Below are 23,947 nucleotides of genomic sequence, written 5' to 3'. Positions count from 1 at the left end.
TATCAACTGGCCGGACGGATGCGCCAGATCCCGAACGGCAGGTGCCACGGTTCGATGCGCATCCACTGGACCTTGCCATGCCAGGTCCAGCGATGGCCGCTCATGAGATCTTCGCCATGCAGGCTGGCGTTGTCGGGCAAGTCGAATTCCCACAACGGCAATTCGAAATGCGCTTCCTGGGCATGGTGGGGGTCCAAACTGACCGCCACCAGAATGAAGTTATCCAGTTCCGCCGTGCGTTTACCGAAATACAGGATGTTGTCGTTCCACGCGGTGTATGCCTGAAAGCCCAGGTGCGTGTGCAAGGCAGGGTTACGCCGGCGAATCAGGTTCAGCTGGGCGATTTCGCCGACGATGTTCCCAGGCGCACGGAAGTTGCGCGGTTTGATCTGGTACTTCTCCGAGTCCAGGTATTCCTCGCGGCCAGGGATAGGCGCCGACTCGCAGATCTCGTAGCCCGAATACATGCCCCACAGTCCTGAACCCATGGTGGCCAGCACGGCGCGAATCAGAAAACCCGCGCGCCCTGATTCGTGCAAAAAGTAAGGATTAATGTCCGGCGTATTGACGAAGAAGTTCGGTCGATAGCAGTCCCGCCACGGCGGCTCGTTGAGCTCGGTGAAATAGGTCTGCAGTTCTTCCTTGGTGTTGCGCCAGGTGAAATAGGTGTAGCTCTGGCTGAAACCGAGCTTGCCCAGGCGCGCCATCATCGCGGGGCGCGTGAAGGCCTCGGCCAGGAAGATCACCTCGGGATGCCGGCCACGGATATCGGCGATCAGCCATTCCCAGAACGGCAACGGCTTGGTGTGCGGGTTGTCGACGCGAAACAGCGAGACGCCGTGCATGACCCAGCCTTCCACGACGTCGCGCAGTGCCAGCCACAGCTCGGGAATCGCCCCCTCGGCATAGAAATCGACATTGACGATGTCTTCGTATTTTTTCGGTGGGTTTTCCGCATGGCGAATGCTGCCGTCCGGTCGCCAGCTGAACCAGCCAGGATGTTCGCGCAGCCAGGGATGATCCGGGGAGCACTGGATGGCGAAGTCCAGGGCAATTTCCAGGCCCAGGGAACGGGCCACGGCCACCAACTCGTGGAAATCCTCGAAGCTGCCCAGCTGCGGGTGTAAGGCCTCGTGACCGCCCTCCTCGCTGCCGATGGCATACGGACTGCCGGGATCGCCTTCCTTGGCCAACAGGGCATTGTTGCGGCCCTTGCGGTGGGTGTGGCCAATAGGATGAATGGGCGGGAAATACACTACATCGAAGCCCATGGCGACAATTTCCGGCAGCCTGCGGATCACATCCTTGAAGGTGCCGTGGCGGTGCGGGTCATTAGTGACCGAGCGCGGAAACAACTCATACCAGCTGGCGAACTGCGCCAGCGGTCGCTCCACCTCCAATGGAAATACCGGACTGCGGGTGCGGTGCGGATGTTCGGCGGCCAGCGCGATGGTGCTGATCGTCTGCTTGGCCAGCATCACGGCGACTCGCGCGTCATCGCTGCGCGCCGTGCGCAGCTCATCGAGCACCTGCTGCACCTCGGTACGGTGTTCGGCGGGCGCTGTGTGCGCAACGCGACGTATCAGGTTTTCGCCTTCGGTCAGCTCCAGGCTGATCGGCACGCCTGCGCGGTGTTTTTTTTGCAGTTCGTTACAGAAGGACCCGTATTGGTCCCACCAGGCTTCAATGGCAAACACCCAGCGCCCCGGATGGGCCGGCAGCAGCTCGGCCTGCCAGTGGTCGTTGGTGATGAAGGTCAGCGGTACCCGCTGCCAGTGGGTGTAGTTGACCGGTCGCCAGAGCAGCTCGGCGGCAAGCTGATCATGGCCATCGGCAAAGATCACCGCCGATACGGTCACGGGCTGACCACTGATGGCCTTGGCGGCAAAGCGTCCGGCGTCGACCACAGGCTCGACCGATTCGATAGCGATTCGCGGCAAGGTCAGCGCTTCCTCCAGGCCGACGTTACCGTTCAGGCGCCAGGAAGGCTCATGGGGGGTGTCTAGGGGCATCGACGATTCCTTGGTGCTGCGAGCGACTCGAGCAGGCTGGCATGCTGGATCAAGCAACAGCCGACCTGTTATTCCGAGCCCCTGCCCAAGGCAAAGTTCAGCCCTCAAGCCGGGTGGTGCGGTGCCGCGCCAGGCAACATGCGCGGATGAAGACGTATACTCGCGGCCCTTGTTAGCGCCATGAGCCGGTTTTCCATGACGGACGTCCCTACCCCGCTGATGCTGTACCGCCAGGCCATCGAACAGCACGGCTTTCACTCCGATCCCGCCCAGTGGCACGCTGCGCAGTCACTGGATGATTGCCACCGCACTCTGCACAGTCAGTCGGAAAAACCGCAGACCATTGCAGGGATTTACCTGTGGGGCCCGGTCGGGCGCGGCAAAACCTGGTTGATGGACAGTTTTTACCGCAGCCTGCGAGTGCCCGCGCGGCGACAGCATTTCCACCATTTCATGCGCTGGGTGCATCAACGACTGTTTCAGCTGACCGGCACGCCCGATCCGTTGCAGTCGCTGGCCCGGGAACTGAGCGAAGAGGTGCGGGTACTGTGCTTCGATGAACTGTTCGTCAATGATATCGCCGATGCCATGCTGCTGGGCCGGCTGCTGCGGGTGATGTTCGAGGAAGGTGTGGTGCTGGTCGCCACCTCCAATCAGCCCCCGCACCAGCTGTATGCCGAGGGCTACAACCGCGAGCGTTTTCTTCCCGCCGTGGAGGCCATCGACCGTCACATGCAGATTGTCAGCGTGGACGGTGGCCAGGATCACCGTTTGCATCCGGGCGCTGCGCAACAGCGCTACTGGGTTACCGAAGCCGGTCAGCCCAGCGCGCTGGCCGTCTTGTTCGAGCAACTGGCCGGCACCGATCCGGCGTGCAGCGAAGCCCTGTCGATCGGCCACCGCTCCATTGCCGTGGTACGCCAGAGCGAGTCGGTACTCTGGTGCCGGTTCGCCGACCTGTGCGAGCATCCCTTGTCAGCGCTGGACTTCATTGCCCTGGGCGACCGCTTCAGCGCCATTCTGATCGGCGAGGTGCCGAATCTCAGCGCCGCGCCGCGCGAAGGTCGCATCGCCCGTGGCACCGAGGACGGGGTGGAACGGGTCGCGGCCGGTGATCGTCAACTGCCGGAACTGTCGGTGCATGACGACAGCGTGCGGCGCTTTATTGCCCTGGTGGATGAGTGCTATGACCGACGTATCCCGCTGTATCTGGAAGCGGCGGTACCGCTGGATGAGCTGTACACCGAAGGCTACCTGGCGTTTCCCTTTCGCCGCACCTTGAGCCGCCTGCGGGAAATGCAGCTGCAACGCTTTGGTGAATGTATCGAGTGACAGCACATCTGTAGGATGGCGTTGAGCGCAGCGATACCCGTCGCGTGGGCTTGTGACGCTGATGGGCCGAATGATTCAGCAGAGGTGTGCAAGCGTACCTGTAGGGGAGAATTCATTCGCCATTGCACAAGCCATCCGATGTCCGTTGGGCGGTGACGGATGGCAGATGTTCGGCTGTCATCCATACCTTCGATGTTCGTCGCCGCAACGATGTGCTGGGTGCGCAGTGTCCGGCGAATAAATTCGCCCCTACACAAGTCCAGCACCTGGCCTTGCTGATCGTTCCACGCTCCGCGCCTCAGCGAACGCAGCGCTTCAACTCAACCTAAGCGCGCGGCGATCACCCATTCACCACGCTGCCGCCGTTGACATGCAGCACCTGCCCGCACACATAGGACGAGTCGTCGCTGGCCAGGTAGACATAAGCCGGTGCCACCTCGGCCGGCTGTCCGGGACGACCGAGCGGAGTCTCGGCGCCGAAGCTGGCCACCTGTTCGGCGCTGAAGGTCGAGGCGATCAAGGGCGTCCAGATGGGTCCCGGCGCCACCGCATTGACACGAATACCCCGGGACGCCAGGTTGATGGCCAAGGAACGGGTGAATGAAGTGATCGCGCCTTTGGTGGAAGAATAATCCAACAGTTTCGGATTGCCCTTGTAGGCCGTGATCGAGGTAGTGTTGATGATGGTCGCCCCCGGCTTCAGGTGCGGCAGCACCGCCTTGGTCAGCAGAAACATGCCGAAAATATTGGTGCGGAAGGTCTTTTCCCACTGCTCCACGGTGATGTCTTCCAAGGATTCCTGGGGATGCTGTTCACCGGCATTGTTGACCAGGATGTCGATCTGTCCCCATTGCTTAAGTGTTTCCTCGACCACCTTGTCGCAGAAGTCTTCGCCGGCAACATCGCCGGCAAAACCGATGACCTCGCTGCCGCTCTGCTCGATCTCGCTGCGGGTCAGGTCGGCATCTTCATATTCATTCAGATAGAGCATGACGATGCGCGCGCCTTCTCTGGCGTAATGCACGGCCACGGCGCGGCCAATGCCACTGTCCGCTCCGGTGATGATGGCGACCTTGCCTTCAAGCTTGCCGGCAGGCTTGTAGGTTTTTGCCAGATAGACAGGCTGCGGGATCATTTCCTCCTCCGAGCCTGGGCGATGGTCCTGGTGCTGAGACGGCAGGGTTTTCTTGTCTTGCTCGGCCATGATGGTCTCCGGTGGATAGGTGATACATACAAAGCCGACTGAGTGGAGGACCAAGGGTTCAGCTCACCAGACGCACAGCCCGCTACTTCTCTTCCACGCCCAATTGCTCCCACATCGCCCGAGTAATCCGCTGGCGATTGGCATAGCCCTTCCAGGGATCACCCTTCATGTTGTCCAGCCGCTCGTGCAGGTTGTGAATCGTCCACTGGTTTGAGCCGTGTAGCTCGGTCAGTTCGTCACGGGCGATGGGCACTGACACCGCCAGGCCCGGTCGGGCGCGTACCGAGTAGGCGCACACGGTGCTGGCGCCGCGCTGGTTGCGCAGGTAATCGATAAAGATCTTGCCGACCCGGTTCTTCGGCCCCGACGTGGCGGTAAAACGCTCCGGCAACTGACGCGTCAGGAACTGGGCAATCGCCTTGCTGAAGCGTTTCACGGCGTCCCAGTCGTCGCGGCGAGCCAGGGGCACGATGATGTGCAAACCCTTGCCGCCGCTGGTTTTCAGGAACGCTGTAAGTTTTAGCTCATCCAGTACCGTCAGGGTCAGCTGCGCCGCTTCCAGCATGCTGCGCCAGGGCAGCGCCGGGTCCGGGTCGAGGTCGAGGACAAAGTGGTCCGGCGTTTCGATGCGGTCGTGGGTGGCGCCCCAGGTGTGCAGCTCGATGGTGCCCATCTGTACGGCGCCAATCAGCGCCTGCAGGCTGTCGATTTCCATGAGCTGATCGTGCTTGGGGTCCAGCGCGCGATCGAGGTGCTTGATGTGCGGGATGGCCAGGCGCACCGCGTGTTTCTGAAAGAATTGTTCGCCACCTACCCCGTCCGGGGCACGCAACAGGGACACCGGACGGTTGTCCAGCTTGGGCAGAATCCACTCGGCAATGCTGGCGTAGAAGCGCGCCAGGTCGAGTTTCGTCGCGCCGCTTTCGGGGTCAATCACCCGCTGCGGATTACTGATGCGGATCTCCGCCACCAGATCGCCGGCCACCGGGCTGCCGGCCACCGGGCTGCCGGCCACCGGATTGCCGGTGGGCGCGGCCTTAGTGGCGCTGCTTTTCAGCTCGGCAGGTTTCACCGCCCGTTCATGAACAATTTCCTCGGCTGGTTTGTCGCTGCGCTGGGCGATGAACGCCGCCTGGCGCACGATTCCTTCACGGGTCCATTCGGCAAATTCCACCTCGCCCACAAGCTTGGGCTCGATCCAGTGCACGTCCTTGATGGCGGCGCCACGCGGTGGGTTGGCGAGCGGTGCGTCGGCACGTTCCAGTTTGCGCATCTGGGCGTGCAGGGCTTTTAGGCTGTGTTCGTTGAACCCGGTGCCCACCCGTCCGGCGTAGCGCAAGCCGTCCTTGTCATTGACGGCCAGCAACAGCGCACCGAACCCGCTGCGGCTGCCCTTGGGCTTGCTGTAGCCGATAATCACGAATTCCTGGCGCAAGCGGCACTTGAGCTTGATCCAGTCGGGGCTGCGTCTTGATTGATAAGTGCTGCCGGCGCGCTTGCCGATTACGCCCTCCAGGGACATGGCACAGGCACTGGCGAGGATGTCGTGGTGGCTGGCCTGAAAGGCTTCGGAAAAACGCAGCAATGGCTGCGGCTTGTCCATCAACGCCTGTTGCAGCGCCGCGCGCCGTTCCTCTACGGGGCGTTCACGCAGGTCTTCGCCATTCAAAAAGGGCGCATCGAACAGGTAATACACAATTTCCTGGCTGCGCCCCAGGTCAAAGGCATTCTGCAGTGACTGAAAATCCGGCAAGCCTTTCTCGTTGAGCACCACCACTTCCCCGTCCAGCCAGCTGTTGGGCAGGCCCAGCTCGGCAATGGCTTCGGCCTGCTGCGACAAGCGTTCGGTCCAGTCGTTGCCCTTGCGGGTATACAGGCGCACCCCATCGTCGGTAATGCAAGCCAGCATGCGATAGCCGTCAAATTTGATCTCGTACAGCCAGTCGCCCGGTGGCGGACGGTCCACCAGCGTGGCCAGTTCCGGGGTCAGGCTGTCCGGTACCGCGACCGCTGCCTTGCGGGGCTTGGCTGCAGTGGATTTGGCTGTCTTGCTTGTTGGCTTTTTCTCCGTGATCCGCGCGCTGCTCAACACGCTTTCCGGGCGCGCCTGCACGATGTCGTAATCGCTGGCGGGACGCGCCGTACTGTCGCGCTCCTTGATCAACAGCCATTGCTCCTTGTCGCCGCTGCCACGCAGGTGGGTGCGTACCAGCGTCCAGTCGCCGCTGAGTTTTTCGCCCACCAGGGTGAACTTCAGCTTGCCGTCCCGGTACGCCGCGACCGGATCCCCGTGGGGCTGCCAGATGCCATGATCCCAGACGATCACGTCACCCGCGCCGTAATGCCCCGCGGGAATGCTGCCTTCAAAGCTCGCATATTCCAGCGGGTGATCTTCCACGTGGACGGCCAGGCGCTTGTCGTTGGGGTCCAGGCTGGGGCCCTTGGGCACTGCCCAGCTTTTCAAGGTGCCGTCCAGCTCAAGGCGAAAGTCATAGTGCAGACGTCGCGCATCATGCTTCTGAATCACGAAACTCAGCGCCTTGTCGCTGTTGCGGCTCTTTTTTCGCTTCGTGTCGCCGCTCGGCTCAGGCGTGGCGGCGAAGTTGCGCTTGCGCTGGTAATGGCTCAACGAGTCGGCCATGGATGATCCTCACTTGCGCGCGGTCTGGACAGACCGTCGAAAACTACCTGCGTTGGCAAGACGTTGGTAAAACAGCCTCAGCAAGCCGCTTGCGGCTAACGCGCTTTAGCGCGGCCCGAAGGGCGAAACGCAGTGAGTCATGCTCATTTAGAACACCTAAACTGCGCTTCTTCGGCTGTTTTGCCTCGTCTTGCCTGCCTCGCCTACGTTTTCGACGGCCTGTTGCCGGTTTTCTTGCGCGGCGCGGGTTTCTCTTTTGCCGTGTCGGCCTCGTCATCCTTGGGGCTTTCCCCGCGCTTGCCGCTCAGGCTGCGCTTGAGCAGTTCGGTCAGGTCGATGACATCGGCGCTGCGCCGCGCCTCGCCTGCCTCGACACCTTCGACATGGGTGATCTTGCCGGCGCTGGCCTTCTCTTCCACCAGCTCCATGATTTTTTCCTGGAAGGTGTCGCGGTAGTCGTCGGGTTGCCAGTCGCCGCTCATGTCCTCGATCAGGCGCTTGGCCATGTCCAGCTCCGCCTTGGCCAGGTCCGGTTTGCTGACCGCGCCGCCCAGTTCGAGGATCGCCAAGCTGCGCACCTCGGCGGGCCAGCGCAGCTTGACCAGTACCAGCGCATCTTCCAGGGGCATCAACGCCGCCAGGTATTGCCGGGTATGCAGCACGACGCGGGCCAGGGCCACCCGGCCGCTGCCTCTCAAGGCCTCACGCAACAGGGCGTAGACCTTCTCGCCACGCTTTTCTGGGCTCAGGTAATACGGTGTGTCGATGTTCTGCAGCGGGATTTGCTCGCGTTCGACGAAGGTGAAGATATCGATGGTCTGCGTCGATTGCGGATGGGCCGTGCGGATTTCCTCTTCGCTGAGGACCACATAACGCCCCTTCTCGAACTGCACGCCCTTGACGATATTTTCCGAGGTGATTTCCTTGCCGGTCACCTTGTTGATCCGCTTGTAACCGACCGGGTCCATGCTGCGCTTATCCAGCCAGTCGAAGTCCACGCCCTGGCTGGAAGTGGCCGACACCAGGCCCACCGGGATGTGTACCAGGCCGAAGCTGATTGCGCCTTTCCAGATGGATCGAGGCATTGTTGCGATCCTCCAAATTCCTGAAAAGTGACCGCTTACTCCTTGGTTTTCTTTTCCAGACGATCGACAAGGTGCGGCACCAGGTTGAGCACAATCAAGCCCAGCAAGGTACCCAGCACGGCTGTGGCTTCACTGCCCATGCCCACCGACATGCCAATGGCCGCGGTGAGCCAGATGCCGGCCGCCGTGGTCAGTCCTTTGACCTCATTGATGTGGTCGTTTTTCAGTATGGTTCCGGCGCAGAGAAATCCAACTCCGGCGACGACACCCTGAATGACTCGGCTCATGGCGTCCTCAAGGGCACCGTCCAACTGCGGTACCAGCACGAACATCGCTGAGCCCAGCGCGACCAGCATATGGGTACGCACTCCGGCCGCCTTGCCACTATGCTCACGCTCATAGCCCAGCAAGGCGCCCAATAACGCAGCCAGAAACAAACGCAGGGTGACGCGAACGGCCTGGTCCAGCTCGGCGATATCGGAAAACTCATCTGTAAGCGTTTCGACGATTACCGCCCATGCGCTCATCCCGACAATTCCTGCCCCACTGATCTGTAGCGAGTGCTGGCGCAGCGAAGGCAGCGCTGACAAAACATATCTTCCTGACCAAGGCGCACCTGAATGGGTTGTGTCCAGCTGCATCCAGCCAACAGGCAACGGAAAACCATAACGCCTCCTTATGCGGGTTCACCGCAGGATTAGAGCTCAAGGTTTCGACTGCGAAAAGCAAACGATGGTTGCCTCAAGAGACGAAACCGAGCACAAACTTGCGAGACTTCAGCGATGCGGAGGAAAACATAGGAGCAGAATGCCCCAGCCAGCCTGCTTGCTTTTCACCTCCCATAACGGGTCCAGGCGAGTCGTATGACCTGGGCTCATCATTTCCGCCCTCCCACGGGGAGGCCTGCGCCGGGCTGGGAAATCTGGCGGGAATGCGAAAGGAATAAAACGGCTGCGAAATCGATGATTCGGCGGCTGGCCCAAAGAGGAAAACGCGCATGGCAAAATTCAAACTCTGTATATCTATACAGTAATCTGAAAAAAAACCATTTTGTGCAGCCCTTGCGAACGCAGGGGGACAATCGTTGAGGTTTTGCGCGGGTAGAAACGCCGGAGAATGCGGTGGCTTACAACAGCCAAGGCCTCATTCAATCTTCTCGCCGGTTGGGATTTAGTTGCTTACCCCTGTTCCGTTGGTTTTGATCGTATTGCCGATTGGTGCCCTTCGTTCCCTGGTTGGCGTTTTGCTGATTTGCGCTGTTGTCGGCGGGATCAATACGCTTACGGGGCATGACACCCCCCTCAGCGGGTGGCGGAAGCTTCCCGCTTCCGCCGCGCGCAACTTACAGGTTAGTTGCGCTTGCTGCTTTGACCCCCTTTCTTGCCTGCTTCAGAGGCACGTTCGGGGTCATTCTTGAAATTGCCACCACTGACGTGGCCCCCTTTTTTCCCCGCTTCGGAAGCGCGTTGCGGGTCCTCAGCGAAGTTGCCTTTACCACCTTGACGGTCAGCCATTTCTAAATGCCTCTTTTCAGGTTTGGTAAACAGGCGCGTTACGCACCTATATCCATGGATGCCCCTCTCATGAGGAAGTTCGCCTCTTTTTAAGAGCAACATTGCATCGATAACAGTGTTTCAGGCATAGGATGGAACAAGGCAGCTGGCCATGGCGAAGCGCTGAATTGGTGATGCGACCTGTTTATTCAGGTGCGCTTCGTGACTACTCGCCAAGCTTTCCACTACCCCCTGGCATGACGTTCCAAATGTCGGCCGCATATTCGCGAATCGCGCGATCCGATGAAAACCAGCCCGTGCGCGCGGTATTCAAGACCGAAGATTTCCACCAGTGCATGGGACGTTTCCACATCGCTTCGACCCGCAGTTGCGCTTGCCAATAGGCCTCGAAGTCGGCACAAACCAGGAAGCGATCGTGATACTGCAACCCCTCGACCAAGCCGGCATAGCGATTCGGGTCGTCGGGGGAAAACACCCCGTTGCGAATGGCTTCCAGAGCACTGGCCAGGCGCTGCGAGTGGGCGATTTCCGCTGACATGTCCAGGCCGGCCAGCCGACGCATGGCGACTTGCTCAGCGGACATGCCGAAGATGAACATGTTTTCGGTACCGATACGCTCGCTCATTTCCACATTGGCGCCGTCCATGGTGCCGATGGTAAGGGCGCCATTGAGGGCGAATTTCATGTTGCTGGTGCCTGAGGCCTCCATGCCGGCGGTGGATATCTGCTCGGACAGGTCGGCGGCCGGGATGATCACCTCCGCCAGAGTGACGTTGTAATTGGGAATGAACACCACCTTGAGCAGGCCGCGCAAGGTAGGGTCATGGTTGATCGTGCGGCTGATGTCGTTCGCCAGTTTGATGATCAGCTTGGCTTGGTAATAGCTGGCCGCCGCCTTGCCGGCGAAGATCTTTACCCGGGGCACCCAGTCGGTGGCCGGGTCGTTGCGGATCGCCTGGTACAGCGCCACACAGTGCAGCAGGTTGAGCAACTGGCGCTTGTACTCATGGATGCGCTTGACCTGCACATCGAAGATCGCCTCGGTATCCAGCGTGATCCCTAGCCACGACTGCACCAGGTTGGCCAACGCCTGCTTGTTGTGCTGGCGCTGCTCCATGAAGCGTTTGCGAAACGAGGACTTCTCCGCGCAAGGCTCCAGTCTCTGCAGCAACCGCTCGGGGGAATCCAGCAGTTCATCCCCCAGGTGCTCGACCAGCAGGCTGGTCAGTTGTGGGTTGGACTGGTACAGCCAGCGCCGAAAGGTCACCCCGTTGGTCTTGTTGTTGATGCGGTTGGGGTACAGGCGATGCAGGTCGCGGAACACGGTCTCGCGCATCAGTTCGGTGTGCAGTGCGGAAACGCCGTTGACGCTGTGGGAGCCCAGAAAAGCCAGGTTGCCCATGCGTACACGGCGGCCCTGGTCTTCTTCGATCAGCGACACGGAGCGCAACAGCGCAAAATCGTGAATGTCCTTGGCGCGCAACATGTCGATGTGGTGCGCGTTGATCAGATAGATGATCTGCATGTGCCGTGGCAACAGGCGCTCCATCAACGAGACCGGCCAGGACTCCAGCGCCTCGGGCAACAAGGTGTGATTGGTATAGGCCAGGGTGGCTACAGTCAGTTGCCAGGCCTGCTCCCAGGCCAGCCCATGCTCATCCACCAGCAGGCGCATCAACTCGGCTACGGCGATGGCTGGATGGGTATCGTTGAGCTGAATCGCCACCATGTCGGGCAGGCGCTGGATGTCATGGTGTTTGACATGCCGGTGCAGCAAGTCCTGCAGCGAGGCGGAAACAAAAAAGTATTCCTGGCGCAGGCGCAATTCCTGGCCGGCCTCAGTGATATCCGCAGGGTACAGGACCCGGGAAATGCTTTCGGCCTTGACCGCTTCGGCCACGGCACCGAGGTGATCCCCAGCGTTGAAACGCTCCAGCTGTAGAAAACGTTCCGCCCGCGATCGCCATAAACGCAATGTGTTCACGCTGGCGCGCTTCCAGCCGATGATAGGCGTGTCGTAGGCAATGGCCCGCACCGTTTCGGTGGGCTGCCAGCTTTGCCGGCCGAGGCCGTGACTGGCAGCTTGAACCGTGCTGACACTGCCCCCGAAGCCGATGGTATAGCCGACCTCCGAACGTTCAAACTCCCAGGGATTGCCAAAATCCAGCCAGGTTTCGGTGTGCTCGTGCTGCCAGCCGTCGATGATCACCTGGCGGAACAAGCCATGCTCGTAACGAATGCCGTAGCCATGGGCGGCCACGCCCAGGGTCGCCATACTCTCCATGAAACACGCCGCCAAGCGACCCAGACCGCCGTTGCCCAGCGCGGCATCGGGCTCCAGTTCGCTGATGTCCTGCAAATCGACATTCAACTCGGCCAGCGCCTCGCGGGCCGTTTCCATCAGGCCCAGATTGCTCAGATTGTCGATCAGCAACCGGCCGATAAGGAATTCCAGCGACAGGTAATAGACGCGCTTTTGCTCGCTGCGGTCGATTTGCGCAGAAGAGTCTTCCCAGTTGTCAATCAGATAATCACGGGTTGCCAGGGCCACGGCTTCAAACCAGTCATGCTTGCAGGCCGAGGTTAGGTCCTTGCCGGTCGCATATTTGAGTTTTGACAGAATGCGCTCGCGGAACACCGCGACACTCTCGAGGCTGGAACATTCTGGCCGGGACATGAGGACGCCTCTCTCTAGTCGTGGCATTGAGCACCTTCATGCCGTGATGCCTACTGGATGACTAAGCGTGAGGCTGCCGCGAGCGGGCGGGAGTTCCCTCGAACCAATTCCTGGCCCGCCGCTCCACATGGATGACGCTGTGCATTTTGTGTGGGTTTTAGGAGAGTGCCGCCATGCCTCGCGGAAGCAAAGAGAAATACACCGACAAGCAAAAGCGCAAGGCCGAGCATATCGAGGACGGCTACAAGGAAAAGGGCGTTTCTGAGGATGAAGCCGAGGCGCGCGCCTGGGCGACGGTCAATAAGCAGTCCGGTGGCGGTGAGCGCAAGGGTGGCTCTGGTCAGAAGAAGTCGTCGACAGCCAAGACTCAGGATCGCCAGCAATCAGCGCGTCGCGCGGTGGCCACCAAGCACGGCGTGCCCCGCTCCAAGTCCGCCAGCCTGGAAGAGCAGACCAAGGCGCAGCTGCTGGAAAAAGCCCGCGCAAAGAATATTCCCGGCCGTTCCACCATGCGTAAGCAGGAGCTGATCGAGGCGCTGCGAAAGGCTTCCTGAAAGGCTCAGGAAGCCTGACCATCCCACAGCCTGCTCACAGAGGCGCTACCAGCATCTTATCGTTGGCTGAATATAAGCGACTCTCACGCCTCGCCGGCTCGGAGCGCGCCATTTGCGCGGGAACGAACGCTCATCCTTTTGAGCACGGGGCGGGTCGCAAGCGCTGACAACAGGATCAAGGTATATCCCAAGAGCTCTGCTATCTCTTCAAACAACACATAATGTTCAAGCGCGCTGGTTTTCTCGAAAACATCTCCGAGCAACATAAAAACACCCCCAGCCACCAGCAGCGCACCCCCTCTCGAACGGGCAAACTGAATGCCCGCCTTATAATGACGGGAAAACCCACTCAATCCGGCGTATACACATATAACTAAAAGCGCGAGCAGCAGCGACACGTTACGGCCGATACCGGCCCCAATGAATATGACTATATCCGGCAGGTTAAAATCCTCGACATCCAGCTCTCGTAGGAAAAACCCATAACAAAGCAAGGAACAGAACAGTAGCACTAGTCGATCCGGGCGCTTTCCATAAAAAGCCGCCATAAGGTAGACAAAACTGGCCATAGCTAGCAAGCCGGCCTGCAGCGTTTCAATAGGACCATTTTCGTCATAAACAGTGACGTTGTTATTAACAAATACAGCATGGCAGGCCCATAAGGATAATATTAGAAAAGCACTTAGTATCAGCGTGCTCGCCATATTGAGCTTAAGCTTTTTAAACATCGTTTGTTATCCTGTTGAGTTTACTTTAAAAAAAAGCGTAAAACGGCCAGGTGCAGCAAAAAATTGCCCAAGTGATTTAAAGAAGTTGCCAGCAGGCAGCACGGAACGTAATCGCAACTTGATGACTTAATTTCTGGATAAGCCAACCACTTGTATAAGAATTTCACAACATACATGTGTGTGAATGGATAATGAGGAGCGTCTTTATCGCTGCGGCCAGATCAGGTCATGACTATACTTAACTGCCGATTTTCAACAATCCGGGCAATTTGCTATTCTTCGTTGCACACATGCAACAATCGGCAAGATTCATGGACGATGCTAACGATCTGCGCTATTCCGCTGTCACAGTGGCCCATGGCGGTTTTTCCACCACATCACGCGCTACGGGGATTGAAAAATCACGTCTGCTGCACCGCACCACGCGCAGCCTGGCCTTGACCGAAGCAGGTGAACGCTTCTACTTACATCGCCAGTCCACTCTGGAGAGCGTACGCACGAGAGCCTGCCCGCGCTGCAAAGCGAGCCGTCGGGCACGGTGCGCATCAATTGTTCGCTTCTGGTTGCCCAGAGCTACCTGACGCATATTCCCGACTTTCTGCGGAACACCCCAAGGTTGCCGTGGTGATCGACGCCAGCGACCGGGATGTCAATCTGGTGGAAGAACGCTTCGATATCGCCTTACGTTCCACGACCAACCCCTGAATACCCCGGCCTGGTCGCCAGGCCTGCTTTCCTGCACCGCGAGGGTCGCTCCAACCACGTTGAACCGTTATCCACGCTCCCCACCATCTGCGGGCCTTAGCGATTTTTCCCAGTCCGTGCGGGATTCTCCGGTCGGTGTACAACTTATTGATTACATCACATGCACATTCCCGCCGCCTTAGAGCAGCGGGAGTTTTACGCCGAATTTATAACGGGTCGGCAAGAACCCCACGCTATTGATCCGCCTCCGGCGTGGCCAGGCGCTGTGTGTTGTCAGCCTTCAGTAACGGCGCCTTCGCTGCCAAGCCGCCAAAGGAAACAGACGGGTCGACATAACGCATCGCCGATTTCATGTCCTTCCAGCCGATATAGGTCATCAGGGTTTTTAGGTCCCAGCCATTGGCGGTCGCCCAGGTCGCGAAGCCGCGACGCAACGAGTGGCTGGTGTACAGCTCGGCCGGCACGCCGGCGCGCTGCAAAATCTGCCGCAGCAGCGCGATCATGCTGCCGGGGTGCAACCCCTCCTCGCCCAAATGCCCCCAACGGCTGATGCGCCGGAACGCCGCGCCCTGGCTGATCCCCGCGACACCAATCCAGGCCAGATAGGCCTGCACCGGGCACAACTGTTTCAACGCCGGCGCCTGGTAGGTGGTGCCGAGATTTTGCCGGTCACCTTTACCGAACGGCAGGTAGAGCGTCATGCCACTCCCCGCCTCGGCCTGAATGTGTTCAATTTGCAGGCGACACAGCTCATCGCTGCGAAACCCCCGCCAAAAACCCAGCAACACCAACGCCGCATCGCGCCTGCTGCGCAACAGTCGCGCGCTGTTTCCTGCGTTCAGGGCGTCGTCCGCCTCCTGTTCCAGCCAGGCGACGGTCTGCTGCAGATGCTGCAACTGCAACGGCGCCGCCTGTTTTTCCTGGGCTGGATGCAAGGTACGGATACCTTTCAACACCTGGCGCACCAGCGGCGCTTTGGTCGGATCGGGAAAGCCCTGACTGACATGCCACTGCGCCAAAGCCGCCAGGCGTTGCTTGAGCGTGTTCAGCGAAAGCGTCTGCGCGTGGGCTGCCAGGTAGCGCGCGACGCTCTCGCTGGTGGCCGGCAGAAAGCCGCCCCAGCTCACTTCGAAATGCTCAATGGCCGACTGATAGCTACGCCGCGTGTTCTCCCGCGTACTCGCCTGCAGATAGCGCTCGATATCGCTCATGGTCTACTCCCGCCTGCCCAGGCGTACTGAATTGCATCCCCCAGACACCGATTTGCGTGATGACACGGGATAATGCGCCGTTATTCTATCTCATGAATCACAAAATATGAGATGAAATTATATACGTACTAGTATGTAATTACGTGGTATGTAATCCAGTACGAAATAGTAGGAGCGAAGCATGGCCCGTGGCGGCGTTAACAAGGCAATCGTGCAGCGGGCCCGTCAGGCTCTGCTGGATCGCGGCGAGCATCCCAGCATCGACGCGGTACGCGTCGAACTGGGTAATACCGGCTCGAAAACCACCATTCATCGTTATCTGAAGGAGCTGGACGACCAGCCAGCCGCTGCATTGCGCGCCGACCAGCCGTTGAATAAGCAGCTTGCCGGCTTGGTCAACCAACTGGCCGAACAGTTGGCCGAGCAGGCGCAAGAAACCGTGAGTGATGAGCGCGCAGAGCTGGCGCGCGATCGTCTGGCCTGGCAGCAACGCTTGCGGGAGGCGGAACAACGCATTCAGCAACTCGGCGCCGAATGCGAAGCGCTGACGGCACAGTTGCAGGCGGAACAGCTTGCCCACCAACACACGCGTGAGGAATTTCAGCGCCTGCAAGTGGACAATGCACGCGCCCTGCAAGCCTGCCAGGACCTGCAGACACGCGTGCTGGAACGGGATGAACACATTCGCTCCCTGGAAGAAAAGCATCAGCATGCCCGCGATGCCCTGCAACATTACCGCGAGGCCAGCAAGGAGCGGCGCGAACAGGAAGAGCGCCGCCATGCCGCCGAGGTCCAGCACTTGCAGATGGAAATGCGTCAGTTGCAACAGACCTTGATCGTCAAGCAGGACGAACTGACGCGCCTGAATCGCGACAACGAACGCCTGACCAGCGAATCAGGGCAATTGCGCCGTGAAAATCATGCCCGGCAGGACGCTTTACAACGCCAGACAATGGAAATGGCGGAGGTGAAGGAACAACTCATCCAGGCTCTGACAGGTAATCAGGTATTGCAGGCGCGTCTTGAGGCCCAACAAGTCGAAACCCAGCGTCAGGACAGCAGATATGCTGAACAGCAACAGGCCATGGCGACAGCCCAAGCCATGCTGCACGATGAGCGCCTTGAGTTTTACCAGCACCACGCTGCGCAGCGACAGCGCTTGCAGACGTTGAGCGCGCTTCTATCCCGAGCGTCCCAAGCGTTGTCCAAGGATAAAGTTGACGCGCCTGGCGCTTTAGCGGTTGGCGATGGCGCGCTGCTGGGCTGGTTGAGCGAAGCTCAATCGCTGCTGGCGGAAGACACCAGCAGCGAGCCGTAACAGGCCGTTTAAAGTACGGACCTACGTCAGGCCTCTTGGGCGGCGAGGGTTTTCTTGAGTTCGTCCTTGCGGCTTTTCATCTCCAGACCCAACTCATCCAGACGGGCTTTATCGAAGAGTTTCTGGGCTTGCGGGAACAGCTCCTCTTCCTCCTCTTCAATGTGGTGCTCCAGCAATTCCTTGAGCACCTTGAGCCGCCCGGTGAACGGAATGCTGCCCGGGTCGGTATTCAGCAGATCTGGAAGCACCAGGGAATCGACCGTGCGATGCTCCTCCTTAGCTTCGGCCGCCATGACCGCCTCTTCCTTGCCTCCCGCCTGGGTGTAGGCTGGGTAGAAGATTTCCTCTTCGAGGGTGGTGTGTATCTGTAATTCGAGCTGCAGTTTCTGCAGCATTTCCGCGCGACTTTTTACCGCGCGCTCAGTGGTTTTTTCAAGACGATCAAGCAGCTCGCGAACTGTTTCGTGATCTTGTTTGAGCAGGTCGAGGGCATTCATGGTGGCATCCTTGGGCTGATCCGGTTTGTTTAAAGCAGACCCGGCGGGGCTTGCTTGGTTCTGGCCTTTTGGATTAATGGCGCGGACGCTAATGACATGCGCCGCCAAGCGGCGGCGCTGTGTTCACGGGATGTCAAAGTCCCGCCGTGGGCGCTTGCACACTGGTTTCGCAGTGGCAGTCAGCGCTGGGGCACGGCGCTCCGTTCGGATGGCGGTCAGCGCAGGCCTGGCTGCAAAACTGCTGGCCGTCCCGGCTGACCGCATTTCCCGAAACGTCACAGGTGCAACCGGGGCAGGCGCACTTGGATTCAGCCATGGTGTTAATCCTCCTACTAAACGCTTGGTTACCTGCAGGCGTATACCAATGGAATGAAGATTTATGTACAAGTTCCAGAGTTCTTCCAAACGGCTGAAAACGTGCCGTCTGCATGTTTTTCTGAACCCTCCCCGATAAAGACGAGTCCTTTAAAGGAGCCAGCGCGCTGCTGCACCTTAGTTGCATGAGTTGCATGGCGCACACCCTTCATCTACAGGAGATCGATCGATGCCTATTACCACGCTGCTCCGCTCGTTTTTTTTCACAGCACTGATCGCCGCGGTTCCGGCTGCTTGGGCGGCGGATGAAATTCGCGCCCAAGATTTCGTCGATCAGGCATCTGCTGCTGGTGTGGCCGAAATTGAATCGGCCAGAATGGCCCTGCAAAAGAGCCAGTCGCCTGAAGTGCACAACTTTGCGGAACAAATGATCAAAGATCACACCAAGGCCAATGAAGATTTGAAAGAGCTGGCCATGAACAAGCAATTGGAGGTAGCCAGCGAAGCGGACCTGATGAACAAGGCCAAGGCGATGATCCTGGAAATGCGCGAGGGTGAATCCTTTGATCAAGCCTACGCCAACAATCAAGTCAAAGCCCATGAACAGGTGATTGAACTCTTTACGCGTGCATCACAAGGCAGCACTGATAGCGATGTGCAGAAGTTTGCCGAAGATCGACTTCCCGAACTGAAAGAGCATTTGGAAATGGCCAAAAAACTGGCCACAGGTAATTAAGCGGAGCGGCAGGCTGGCCATACTCGGCCACCTGCCAAACCTGCCTATCGGCTTGCAAAGAGCAAACCCTAACAAGGCCCACCGTGCAAAATGCAAGTATCGCTTTAACATTAACCCTGCATTAACCCTGTTAAATCAAGCGCTTGCAGGGCTCACGGATTGGAACGAATAATGCTTGTACTGAAGGGATCTCAACCCACATCAGGAACGGATGATATGAGCGCATCAGACAGTCCCGTCGATTACCTGATCAAGGAACTCGCCAAGGATTACACGATAAAAAGCGAATTCCGACCCGATTCAGCCTTGGTATTATCCTTGAGCCGCCGCACGGACGGCTGTCACGTACTACATAGGGTCATCACCGCTGCGGAGCTTAAATCCCCGGTTCTTATTAATGATGTACTCGAGCGAATGCGTCGCGATCTATTTGTCCAGCAAGGGCCGCTACAACAGAGTCAGATTGGTTATTTTCGAAAAAAACTGCATTTACCTTATTTTAAAGCTCTTTAGTTCTGAAAAAAGCGCCTAGCCGGGCGCTTTTTTTTCGTCTGGGCATTACCGCTGATCCTTCTTTGCGAACCTGCAGCCCGTGTGAGTGCCCCATCAGAAAGGATATCTAGAGCAGGGATAAATGTTCCCTCACGCGGAGAAACCTAATGCGAGCATTGACCTATCACGGCGCCCGCGATGTCCGGGTCGAAGATGTTCCCGATCCCAAACTGCTGCAGGCGGACGATATTATTCTTCGGGTTACCGCCACGGCGATCTGCGGTTCTGACTTGCACCTCTTTCACGGCAAGATTCCCGAAACCCGGGACGGCGATATCTTCGGCCATGAGTTCATGGGCATCGTCGAAGAAACTGGCAGCGCTGTGTCAGCCTTGAAAACCGGCGATCGGGTCATCGTGCCTTTCGTGATTGCCTGCGGTGACTGTTTTTTCTGTCAGCTGAATCTTTATGCCTCCTGCGAAACCACTAACCCAGGGCGTGGTGCGATCCTCAATAAAAAGCAGATCCCACCCGGAGCCGCTTTGTTCGGTTACAGCCACTTGTACGGCGGAATACCAGGTGGGCAAGCGGAGTTTGTGCGGGTGCCGAAGGCCAACACCGGGCCGTTCAAGGTCCCCACGGCCCTGCCGGATGAACATGTTCTGTTCCTTACCGATATCCTCCCCACCGGTTATCAAGCCGTGCTCAATGCCGGAATAGGTCCCGGCTCCAGTGTCGCTATCTACGGGGCGGGCCCGGTGGGCTTGATGAGCGCCGCCTGCGCGCGCCTAGTGGGCGCCGAGCAGATTTTCATGGTCGATCAGTTTGCCCATCGACTCGAGTTCGCCCGTGACGCTTATGGCGTAATCCCTGTCAACTTTGCCGATGACGACGACCCTGCAGCGACTATCATCGGACAAACTGCCGGGCAGCGCGGTGTCGATGCCGCCATTGATGCCGTCGGCTTCGAGGCCAAGGGCAGCACCACCGAAACGGTTCTGTCCACGCTGAAGATCGAAACCAGTGTGGGCAAGGTGCTTCGTCAATGCATTGCCGCCGTACGACGTGGCGGCACCGTGAGTGTTCCTGGGGTGTATGCGGGTTACCTGCATGGGTTCCTGTTCGGTGATGCCTTCGACAAGGGCCTGACCTTCAAGATGGGGCAAACCCACGTACAGGCGCTGTTGCCGGAATTGCTTGAACACATCGAGCAAGGCCGACTGGCCCCCCATGCAATCATCTCCCATCGCCTGGCACTGGAAGATGCCGCCGAAGGCTATGAAATGTTCGACAAGCATCAGAACGAATGCCGCAAGGTCATTCTGTTGCCATGAAACAACCCGAGCAACGAGCCAGTGCCTCGCCACCCGACGAGTTCGTTTCGCGCAATTATCCGATCAACGATGAAATAGCCTTTCAGCGCAAGAGCTGGCGTTTCGAGCGCATCGGGTGGTTCTTGCTGGTTCTCATCGTGCTGCTTACCCTGCTCGGGTTGTTCTCCAAGGGGCCACTGAGTACCGGTCACGTCAGCACTTTCGATGGCGCGTTGCGGGTCGAGTACCAGCGGTTTCAGCGCCATGGGGCGCACGGTCAATTGGTCGTTACCGTGCATGTCGCACCGTCAAGCAGCGCCGCTGTGCGGTTCTCACCGCAACTGCTCGAAAACTTCACGCTGGAAGGTATCTATCCCGAACCACTACACAGCTCCACGCAGCAAGGCGGTTTGTTGTTGGAGAGCCGTGCCGACACCCAGGGTGCCCTGAAATTTTATCTGGCATTGCGCCCTGAGGGGCTGGGCAGCATTCGGCAAAGCGTTCGCCTGAACGAGCAAAAGGTGGAGTTTTTCCAATTCATCTACCCGTGAGGAGGACGCTGCATGGATGCCGTATTGCGAGCCGCTGCCATCTATTTTGCCCTGCTGATCCTGTTCCGCGTGGCTGGACGGCGATCGCTGGCGGAAATTACCTCGTTCGATCTGATTCTATTGTTGATCATTGGCGAGGCGACCCAGCAAGCCTTGCTGGGCGACGATTTTTCGCTCACCAACGCCATTGTGGTGATCGTCACGCTGATCGCTATTGATGTCGGATTGTCCTTGCTCAAGTTACGCAGTCGCAAAATCGATTTATTACTGGATGGCGCGGCGACCATCATTGTTGAGGACGGGAAACCCATGAGGGGACGGATTGCTGAAGCGCGTCTGCAGGAAGCGGACATTTTGCAGGCTGCTCGCCAGGGTCAGGGATTGGAGCGGATGGATCAGATCAAGTACGCCATTCTGGAAAAGAACGGCAAGATATCGATAATTCCTTATTCGTAATGCAAAAGCCGCCGAGCGGAATCCGCGCGACGGCCTTCTTTGCTTAGTGGTCTATCAACTGCGAGCGCGAGCAGCGTCACGCAATGCCTTGATCTGATCGTGATTGCGCAGCACGCCGTCGTACTGGCGCTGGACCACGGCACGAATCTCCGCAGGCAGCGTTTTGTCCAGGGCATTGCGGTAGCTTTTCTTGGCGACATCCTCGCCACGCTCGCATTCGTTGAGGATCGCCTCTTCATCCTTGCCGGTGACCAGTGACTTGAGGTCAACCCAGCGCCGATGCAGATCGCCTGCGACACTGGTACTGCTTTCCGGATCACCGCCCAACTGACGGACCAAACCCTGCAACTCTGCCGCCGCCGCGGCGCAATCCCGGGCGCGATTATTGAACAGCGTTTTCAGGTCCGCCCGTTGCACATCTTCGGCACACACTTTAAAACCGGCCTCACCATCCTTGCTGGTCTCAATCAGGTCGTTGAGTACGGAAATGACTTCTTTAGCATTTTCAGTAGTGATCATACGAAACGTCTCTCCCGGTATGGTCTTGGTAGGGGTTCCATTTCTTGACTGCCCGAACGGGTGCGGAATTCAGTTTTCAGGACTGGCGGTGCACAATCCGCTTCAGGGCGCCTGGATCAGACTCAGCCGTTCGCCCACCACCATCTCGGTCACCCAGTCCACCAGCAGCGTGGTATAGGCCTCTCTAGACACGTCTTCGCTCAGCGAGTGATCCGCGCCGTCGATAATCCGGTGCGTCAATGAATGCGTGCTCTGGAAAGCCGCCCGGTAACTCATGATCGTTGCGTGGGGTACATGCTCGTCATGCTCGGACTCGACAATCAGCACATCGCCGCGAAATTCCGCACAGGCCCGCAAGGCGCGGTTGTCTTCCACCGGAATCAGACGGCTGCGATAACGCGCCAGGTCGGCTTTGTCCAATTCCCGCTTGGGCGTCTGCCACTGGCTATCGCGATAGATCGCCGGCACGCGCAACGCCAGCCATTTGACTGGCCGCAGGCTGGTGAGGATCGCGGCCAGGTAACCGCCGTAGCTGGTGCCGACTACGGCCACCGCCTCCGTGTCGATGGCCGGATGAGCAAGCAGTCGGTCATAGGCGGCCAGCAAATCGCGCAGATTGTCCTCGCGCGAGACCTGTCCCAGTCGCGCCTCGGCTCCCGCATGGCCGCGCAAATCGAACGTCAGGCACACACAGCCCAGCCCGGCAATTCCTTTGGCGCGGATCAGGTCACGCTGCTGACTCCCTCCCCAGCCGTGCACGAACAGCACCCCCGGCACCTTGGCCTTGGGGCTCAGGAAGGTCGCGTCCATGTGTTCGTTATCGATTTCGATACGGGTTTTCTCAGTTCTCGCCGTCATAGGGTTCAACCATTGCGTATTTGATCAGGAAGCCCAATTCCTCGTCGTGTCCGCGAAACACCTCGATGGCGTTGGCTGGCAGCACCTTGTCATGAAAGATTTCGAACGAGGAGGCGCGCACCACTTGCAGCAAGGGATTGTCGATGAATGCCTGCAGGGCACCCACTTCCGCACTGCTGGCCCCGCCCAGTCGCCAGGACTGCTCGAGCACTGCGTTGCGTGTCTCGCCGCGGGCATCGGTGCCGCGAATCAGGTCGTAGTTGCGTCGCGAGGCGAAGAATGACGGGAAGGCTGCACTGACTGCGGCATCGAAAGCTCTGGCCTGCTCAATGCTCTGTTGCACCTGGCCGGCCAGGTCCAGTTGCAGCAAACGCGGGTAATCCCCGCGCACCACTACCAGATCCGAGCCGCCATACATCTGTGCCCCCCGGCCATCTTCGGTTAGGTGCTGAGTGCCGAAATAACTGAGCAGATGCTCGCCCACGCGGATTTGGCCAACGCTGTGGGTGCTGACATTGCTCAGCTCCTCTTCCAGCACGACGCCTTCACTGAAGCGCGCCGCCACGTCCGGAGCGCCGATAAAAGGCTGGAAGGAATGCAGGTCCTTGAACACGCGCTGGTCACGCCCGCCGCTGGCCTGTACAGGTTTGAAGCGCAACGGGCCCGTCGCCAGCAGTGTGCGGGCGGCACGTTCTGCATCCTGTGGCGAAAACACGGTAAAGCCCCTGAGGACCAACCCGGCAATCTGCTCGGCAAAGCCCGGCACCCAGCCCGTGGGGGCGACAGCATCCTCCGACACCAGCGGATGGGTAATTGCCTTGGTGGCAATGAAAGCATGATCTACATAACCACCGAACAGATCGTCTGGCCCTTGCACATTCATTTCACGCGCTTGCTCGCGGCCGACGATGCAGCGGCTGGGCACCAGATAGCAGGGGCGGCCTGCATGTTGCTGGGGGTCGTAACGGCCGCCGTATTCGAGTCCCTGGATATCCGCCAACCAGCGCGCAAGGGTCTGTTGGGTTTCCACCCCATGCCGGGGCGCCTGGGGGTTGGGTGAATAGGTCAGCACCAAGCGCCGTTGCGTTTGTGCCATGGACGCCTCCTGATGAAGCAGTCGAATCGCCCTGCGAACCGAGGGCATGGTCAGGTCAGCAGCATTCCCGCCGCTTAGTTTACGGACCCTGACAACCCCCGCTTTGTTCGTCGATTGGCTGCAAGCAGGTTCG

At 58.9% G+C, this 23,947-nt stretch carries 23 protein-coding genes; 8 read left to right on the top strand and 15 right to left on the bottom strand.

What is annotated here, in order from left to right; genetic code table 11:
• Positions 1 to 2: 2 nt before the first annotated feature.
• Positions 3 to 2,012: an alpha-1,4-glucan--maltose-1-phosphate maltosyltransferase gene (locus ACTV8E_RS05495; protein ID WP_443198787.1), complete on the bottom strand. Its 2,010-nt coding sequence runs from the start codon at positions 2,010 to 2,012 to the stop codon at positions 3 to 5.
• Between the two features lie 195 nt (positions 2,013 to 2,207).
• Between ACTV8E_RS05495 and zapE the strand changes: the two genes are divergently transcribed.
• Complete coding sequence (gene zapE / locus ACTV8E_RS05490) at positions 2,208 to 3,344, top strand: cell division protein ZapE (protein ID WP_443198786.1); 1,137 nt, start codon at positions 2,208 to 2,210, stop codon at positions 3,342 to 3,344.
• A gap of 340 nt (positions 3,345 to 3,684) precedes the next feature.
• Here zapE and ACTV8E_RS05485 read toward each other — a convergent pair whose 3' ends face one another.
• The 7 genes from ACTV8E_RS05485 to ACTV8E_RS05455 form a co-directional block, all read right to left on the bottom strand.
• The gene (locus tag ACTV8E_RS05485) at positions 3,685 to 4,548 is read right to left on the bottom strand and encodes an SDR family oxidoreductase (protein ID WP_443198785.1); all 864 of its coding nucleotides are present in this window, start codon (positions 4,546 to 4,548) and stop codon (positions 3,685 to 3,687) included.
• Between the two features lie 82 nt (positions 4,549 to 4,630).
• Positions 4,631 to 7,189 carry a DNA ligase D gene (gene ligD / locus ACTV8E_RS05480; RefSeq protein ID WP_443198784.1) on the bottom strand — a complete coding sequence of 853 codons (2,559 nt, stop codon included), beginning with the start codon at positions 7,187 to 7,189 and terminating at the stop codon, positions 4,631 to 4,633.
• A gap of 203 nt (positions 7,190 to 7,392) precedes the next feature.
• Positions 7,393 to 8,274: a non-homologous end joining protein Ku gene (ku, locus tag ACTV8E_RS05475; RefSeq protein ID WP_443198783.1), complete on the bottom strand. Its 882-nt coding sequence runs from the start codon at positions 8,272 to 8,274 to the stop codon at positions 7,393 to 7,395.
• Between the two features lie 35 nt (positions 8,275 to 8,309).
• Complete coding sequence (locus tag ACTV8E_RS05470) at positions 8,310 to 8,801, bottom strand: MgtC/SapB family protein (protein ID WP_273535130.1); 492 nt, start codon at positions 8,799 to 8,801, stop codon at positions 8,310 to 8,312.
• Complete coding sequence (locus ACTV8E_RS05465; RefSeq protein ID WP_286010277.1) at positions 8,798 to 8,941, bottom strand: PSPA7_2676 family Cys-rich small protein; 144 nt, start codon at positions 8,939 to 8,941, stop codon at positions 8,798 to 8,800. The genes ACTV8E_RS05470 and ACTV8E_RS05465 overlap by 4 nt, the downstream gene beginning before the upstream one ends.
• A 682-nt stretch (positions 8,942 to 9,623) precedes the next feature.
• Positions 9,624 to 9,788, bottom strand: coding sequence for a general stress protein (locus ACTV8E_RS05460; RefSeq protein ID WP_251835993.1), 165 nt, complete (start codon positions 9,786 to 9,788; stop codon positions 9,624 to 9,626).
• A 205-nt stretch (positions 9,789 to 9,993) separates the two neighbouring features.
• Complete coding sequence (locus ACTV8E_RS05455) at positions 9,994 to 12,465, bottom strand: glycogen/starch/alpha-glucan phosphorylase (RefSeq protein ID WP_443198782.1); 2,472 nt, start codon at positions 12,463 to 12,465, stop codon at positions 9,994 to 9,996.
• A gap of 173 nt (positions 12,466 to 12,638) precedes the next feature.
• On the opposite strand from ACTV8E_RS05455, the gene ACTV8E_RS05450 reads away from it, so the two are divergent.
• Entirely contained in the window at positions 12,639 to 13,019 is a 381-nt protein-coding gene (locus ACTV8E_RS05450; RefSeq protein WP_443198781.1) for a Rho termination factor N-terminal domain-containing protein, read from the top strand.
• Between the two features lie 83 nt (positions 13,020 to 13,102).
• Here the strand turns inward: ACTV8E_RS05450 and ACTV8E_RS05445 are convergent, their stop codons facing one another.
• Both ACTV8E_RS05445 and ACTV8E_RS05440 read right to left on the bottom strand, forming a co-directional pair.
• Positions 13,103 to 13,747, bottom strand: coding sequence for a hypothetical protein (locus ACTV8E_RS05445; protein ID WP_443198780.1), 645 nt, complete (start codon positions 13,745 to 13,747; stop codon positions 13,103 to 13,105).
• 938 nt (positions 13,748 to 14,685) lie between these two features.
• Positions 14,686 to 15,663, bottom strand: coding sequence for a site-specific integrase (locus tag ACTV8E_RS05440; RefSeq protein WP_443198779.1), 978 nt, complete (start codon positions 15,661 to 15,663; stop codon positions 14,686 to 14,688).
• A 181-nt stretch (positions 15,664 to 15,844) separates the two neighbouring features.
• On the opposite strand from ACTV8E_RS05440, the gene ACTV8E_RS05435 reads away from it, so the two are divergent.
• Positions 15,845 to 16,981, top strand: a complete 1,137-nt coding sequence (locus ACTV8E_RS05435; protein ID WP_443198778.1) for a DNA-binding protein — start codon at positions 15,845 to 15,847, stop codon at positions 16,979 to 16,981.
• Positions 16,982 to 17,007: 26 nt separating this feature from the next.
• Here ACTV8E_RS05435 and ACTV8E_RS05430 read toward each other — a convergent pair whose 3' ends face one another.
• Complete coding sequence (locus tag ACTV8E_RS05430) at positions 17,008 to 17,478, bottom strand: hemerythrin domain-containing protein (RefSeq protein ID WP_443198777.1); 471 nt, start codon at positions 17,476 to 17,478, stop codon at positions 17,008 to 17,010.
• Between the two features lie 133 nt (positions 17,479 to 17,611).
• The gene (locus tag ACTV8E_RS05425) at positions 17,612 to 17,794 is read right to left on the bottom strand and encodes a metallothionein (RefSeq protein WP_443198776.1); all 183 of its coding nucleotides are present in this window, start codon (positions 17,792 to 17,794) and stop codon (positions 17,612 to 17,614) included.
• A 228-nt stretch (positions 17,795 to 18,022) separates the two neighbouring features.
• On the opposite strand from ACTV8E_RS05425, the gene ACTV8E_RS05420 reads away from it, so the two are divergent.
• From ACTV8E_RS05420 to ACTV8E_RS05400, 5 genes are all read left to right on the top strand, one after another.
• Positions 18,023 to 18,529 (top strand): DUF4142 domain-containing protein, encoded by a 507-nt coding sequence (locus tag ACTV8E_RS05420; RefSeq protein WP_443198775.1) that lies wholly within the window; start codon positions 18,023 to 18,025, stop codon positions 18,527 to 18,529.
• Between the two features lie 171 nt (positions 18,530 to 18,700).
• Positions 18,701 to 19,042, top strand: a complete 342-nt coding sequence (locus ACTV8E_RS05415) for a DUF3509 domain-containing protein (protein ID WP_443198774.1) — start codon at positions 18,701 to 18,703, stop codon at positions 19,040 to 19,042.
• Positions 19,043 to 19,188: 146 nt separating this feature from the next.
• Complete coding sequence (locus tag ACTV8E_RS05410; protein WP_251836002.1) at positions 19,189 to 20,355, top strand: zinc-dependent alcohol dehydrogenase; 1,167 nt, start codon at positions 19,189 to 19,191, stop codon at positions 20,353 to 20,355.
• The gene (locus ACTV8E_RS05405; RefSeq protein WP_443198773.1) at positions 20,352 to 20,885 is read left to right on the top strand and encodes a hypothetical protein; all 534 of its coding nucleotides are present in this window, start codon (positions 20,352 to 20,354) and stop codon (positions 20,883 to 20,885) included. The genes ACTV8E_RS05410 and ACTV8E_RS05405 overlap by 4 nt, the downstream gene beginning before the upstream one ends.
• A 12-nt stretch (positions 20,886 to 20,897) precedes the next feature.
• Positions 20,898 to 21,341 (top strand): DUF421 domain-containing protein, encoded by a 444-nt coding sequence (locus ACTV8E_RS05400; protein WP_251836004.1) that lies wholly within the window; start codon positions 20,898 to 20,900, stop codon positions 21,339 to 21,341.
• 54 nt (positions 21,342 to 21,395) lie between these two features.
• Here ACTV8E_RS05400 and ACTV8E_RS05395 read toward each other — a convergent pair whose 3' ends face one another.
• From ACTV8E_RS05395 to ACTV8E_RS05385, 3 genes are all read right to left on the bottom strand, one after another.
• Complete coding sequence (locus ACTV8E_RS05395) at positions 21,396 to 21,860, bottom strand: PA2169 family four-helix-bundle protein (RefSeq protein ID WP_251836005.1); 465 nt, start codon at positions 21,858 to 21,860, stop codon at positions 21,396 to 21,398.
• A 102-nt stretch (positions 21,861 to 21,962) separates the two neighbouring features.
• Positions 21,963 to 22,718 (bottom strand): alpha/beta hydrolase family protein, encoded by a 756-nt coding sequence (locus ACTV8E_RS05390; protein ID WP_251836006.1) that lies wholly within the window; start codon positions 22,716 to 22,718, stop codon positions 21,963 to 21,965.
• Positions 22,702 to 23,814: a DUF3182 family protein gene (locus tag ACTV8E_RS05385; RefSeq protein WP_443198772.1), complete on the bottom strand. Its 1,113-nt coding sequence runs from the start codon at positions 23,812 to 23,814 to the stop codon at positions 22,702 to 22,704. Before ACTV8E_RS05385 ends, ACTV8E_RS05390 begins: the two co-directional genes overlap by 17 nt.
• Positions 23,815 to 23,947: the final 133 nt, after the last annotated feature.

The organism is Pseudomonas sp. B392_1p (genome assembly GCF_052245235.1).
Classification (GTDB): domain Bacteria; phylum Pseudomonadota; class Gammaproteobacteria; order Pseudomonadales; family Pseudomonadaceae; genus Serpens; species Serpens gallinarum.
This window is presented reverse-complemented; position numbering and strand designations above follow the sequence as displayed.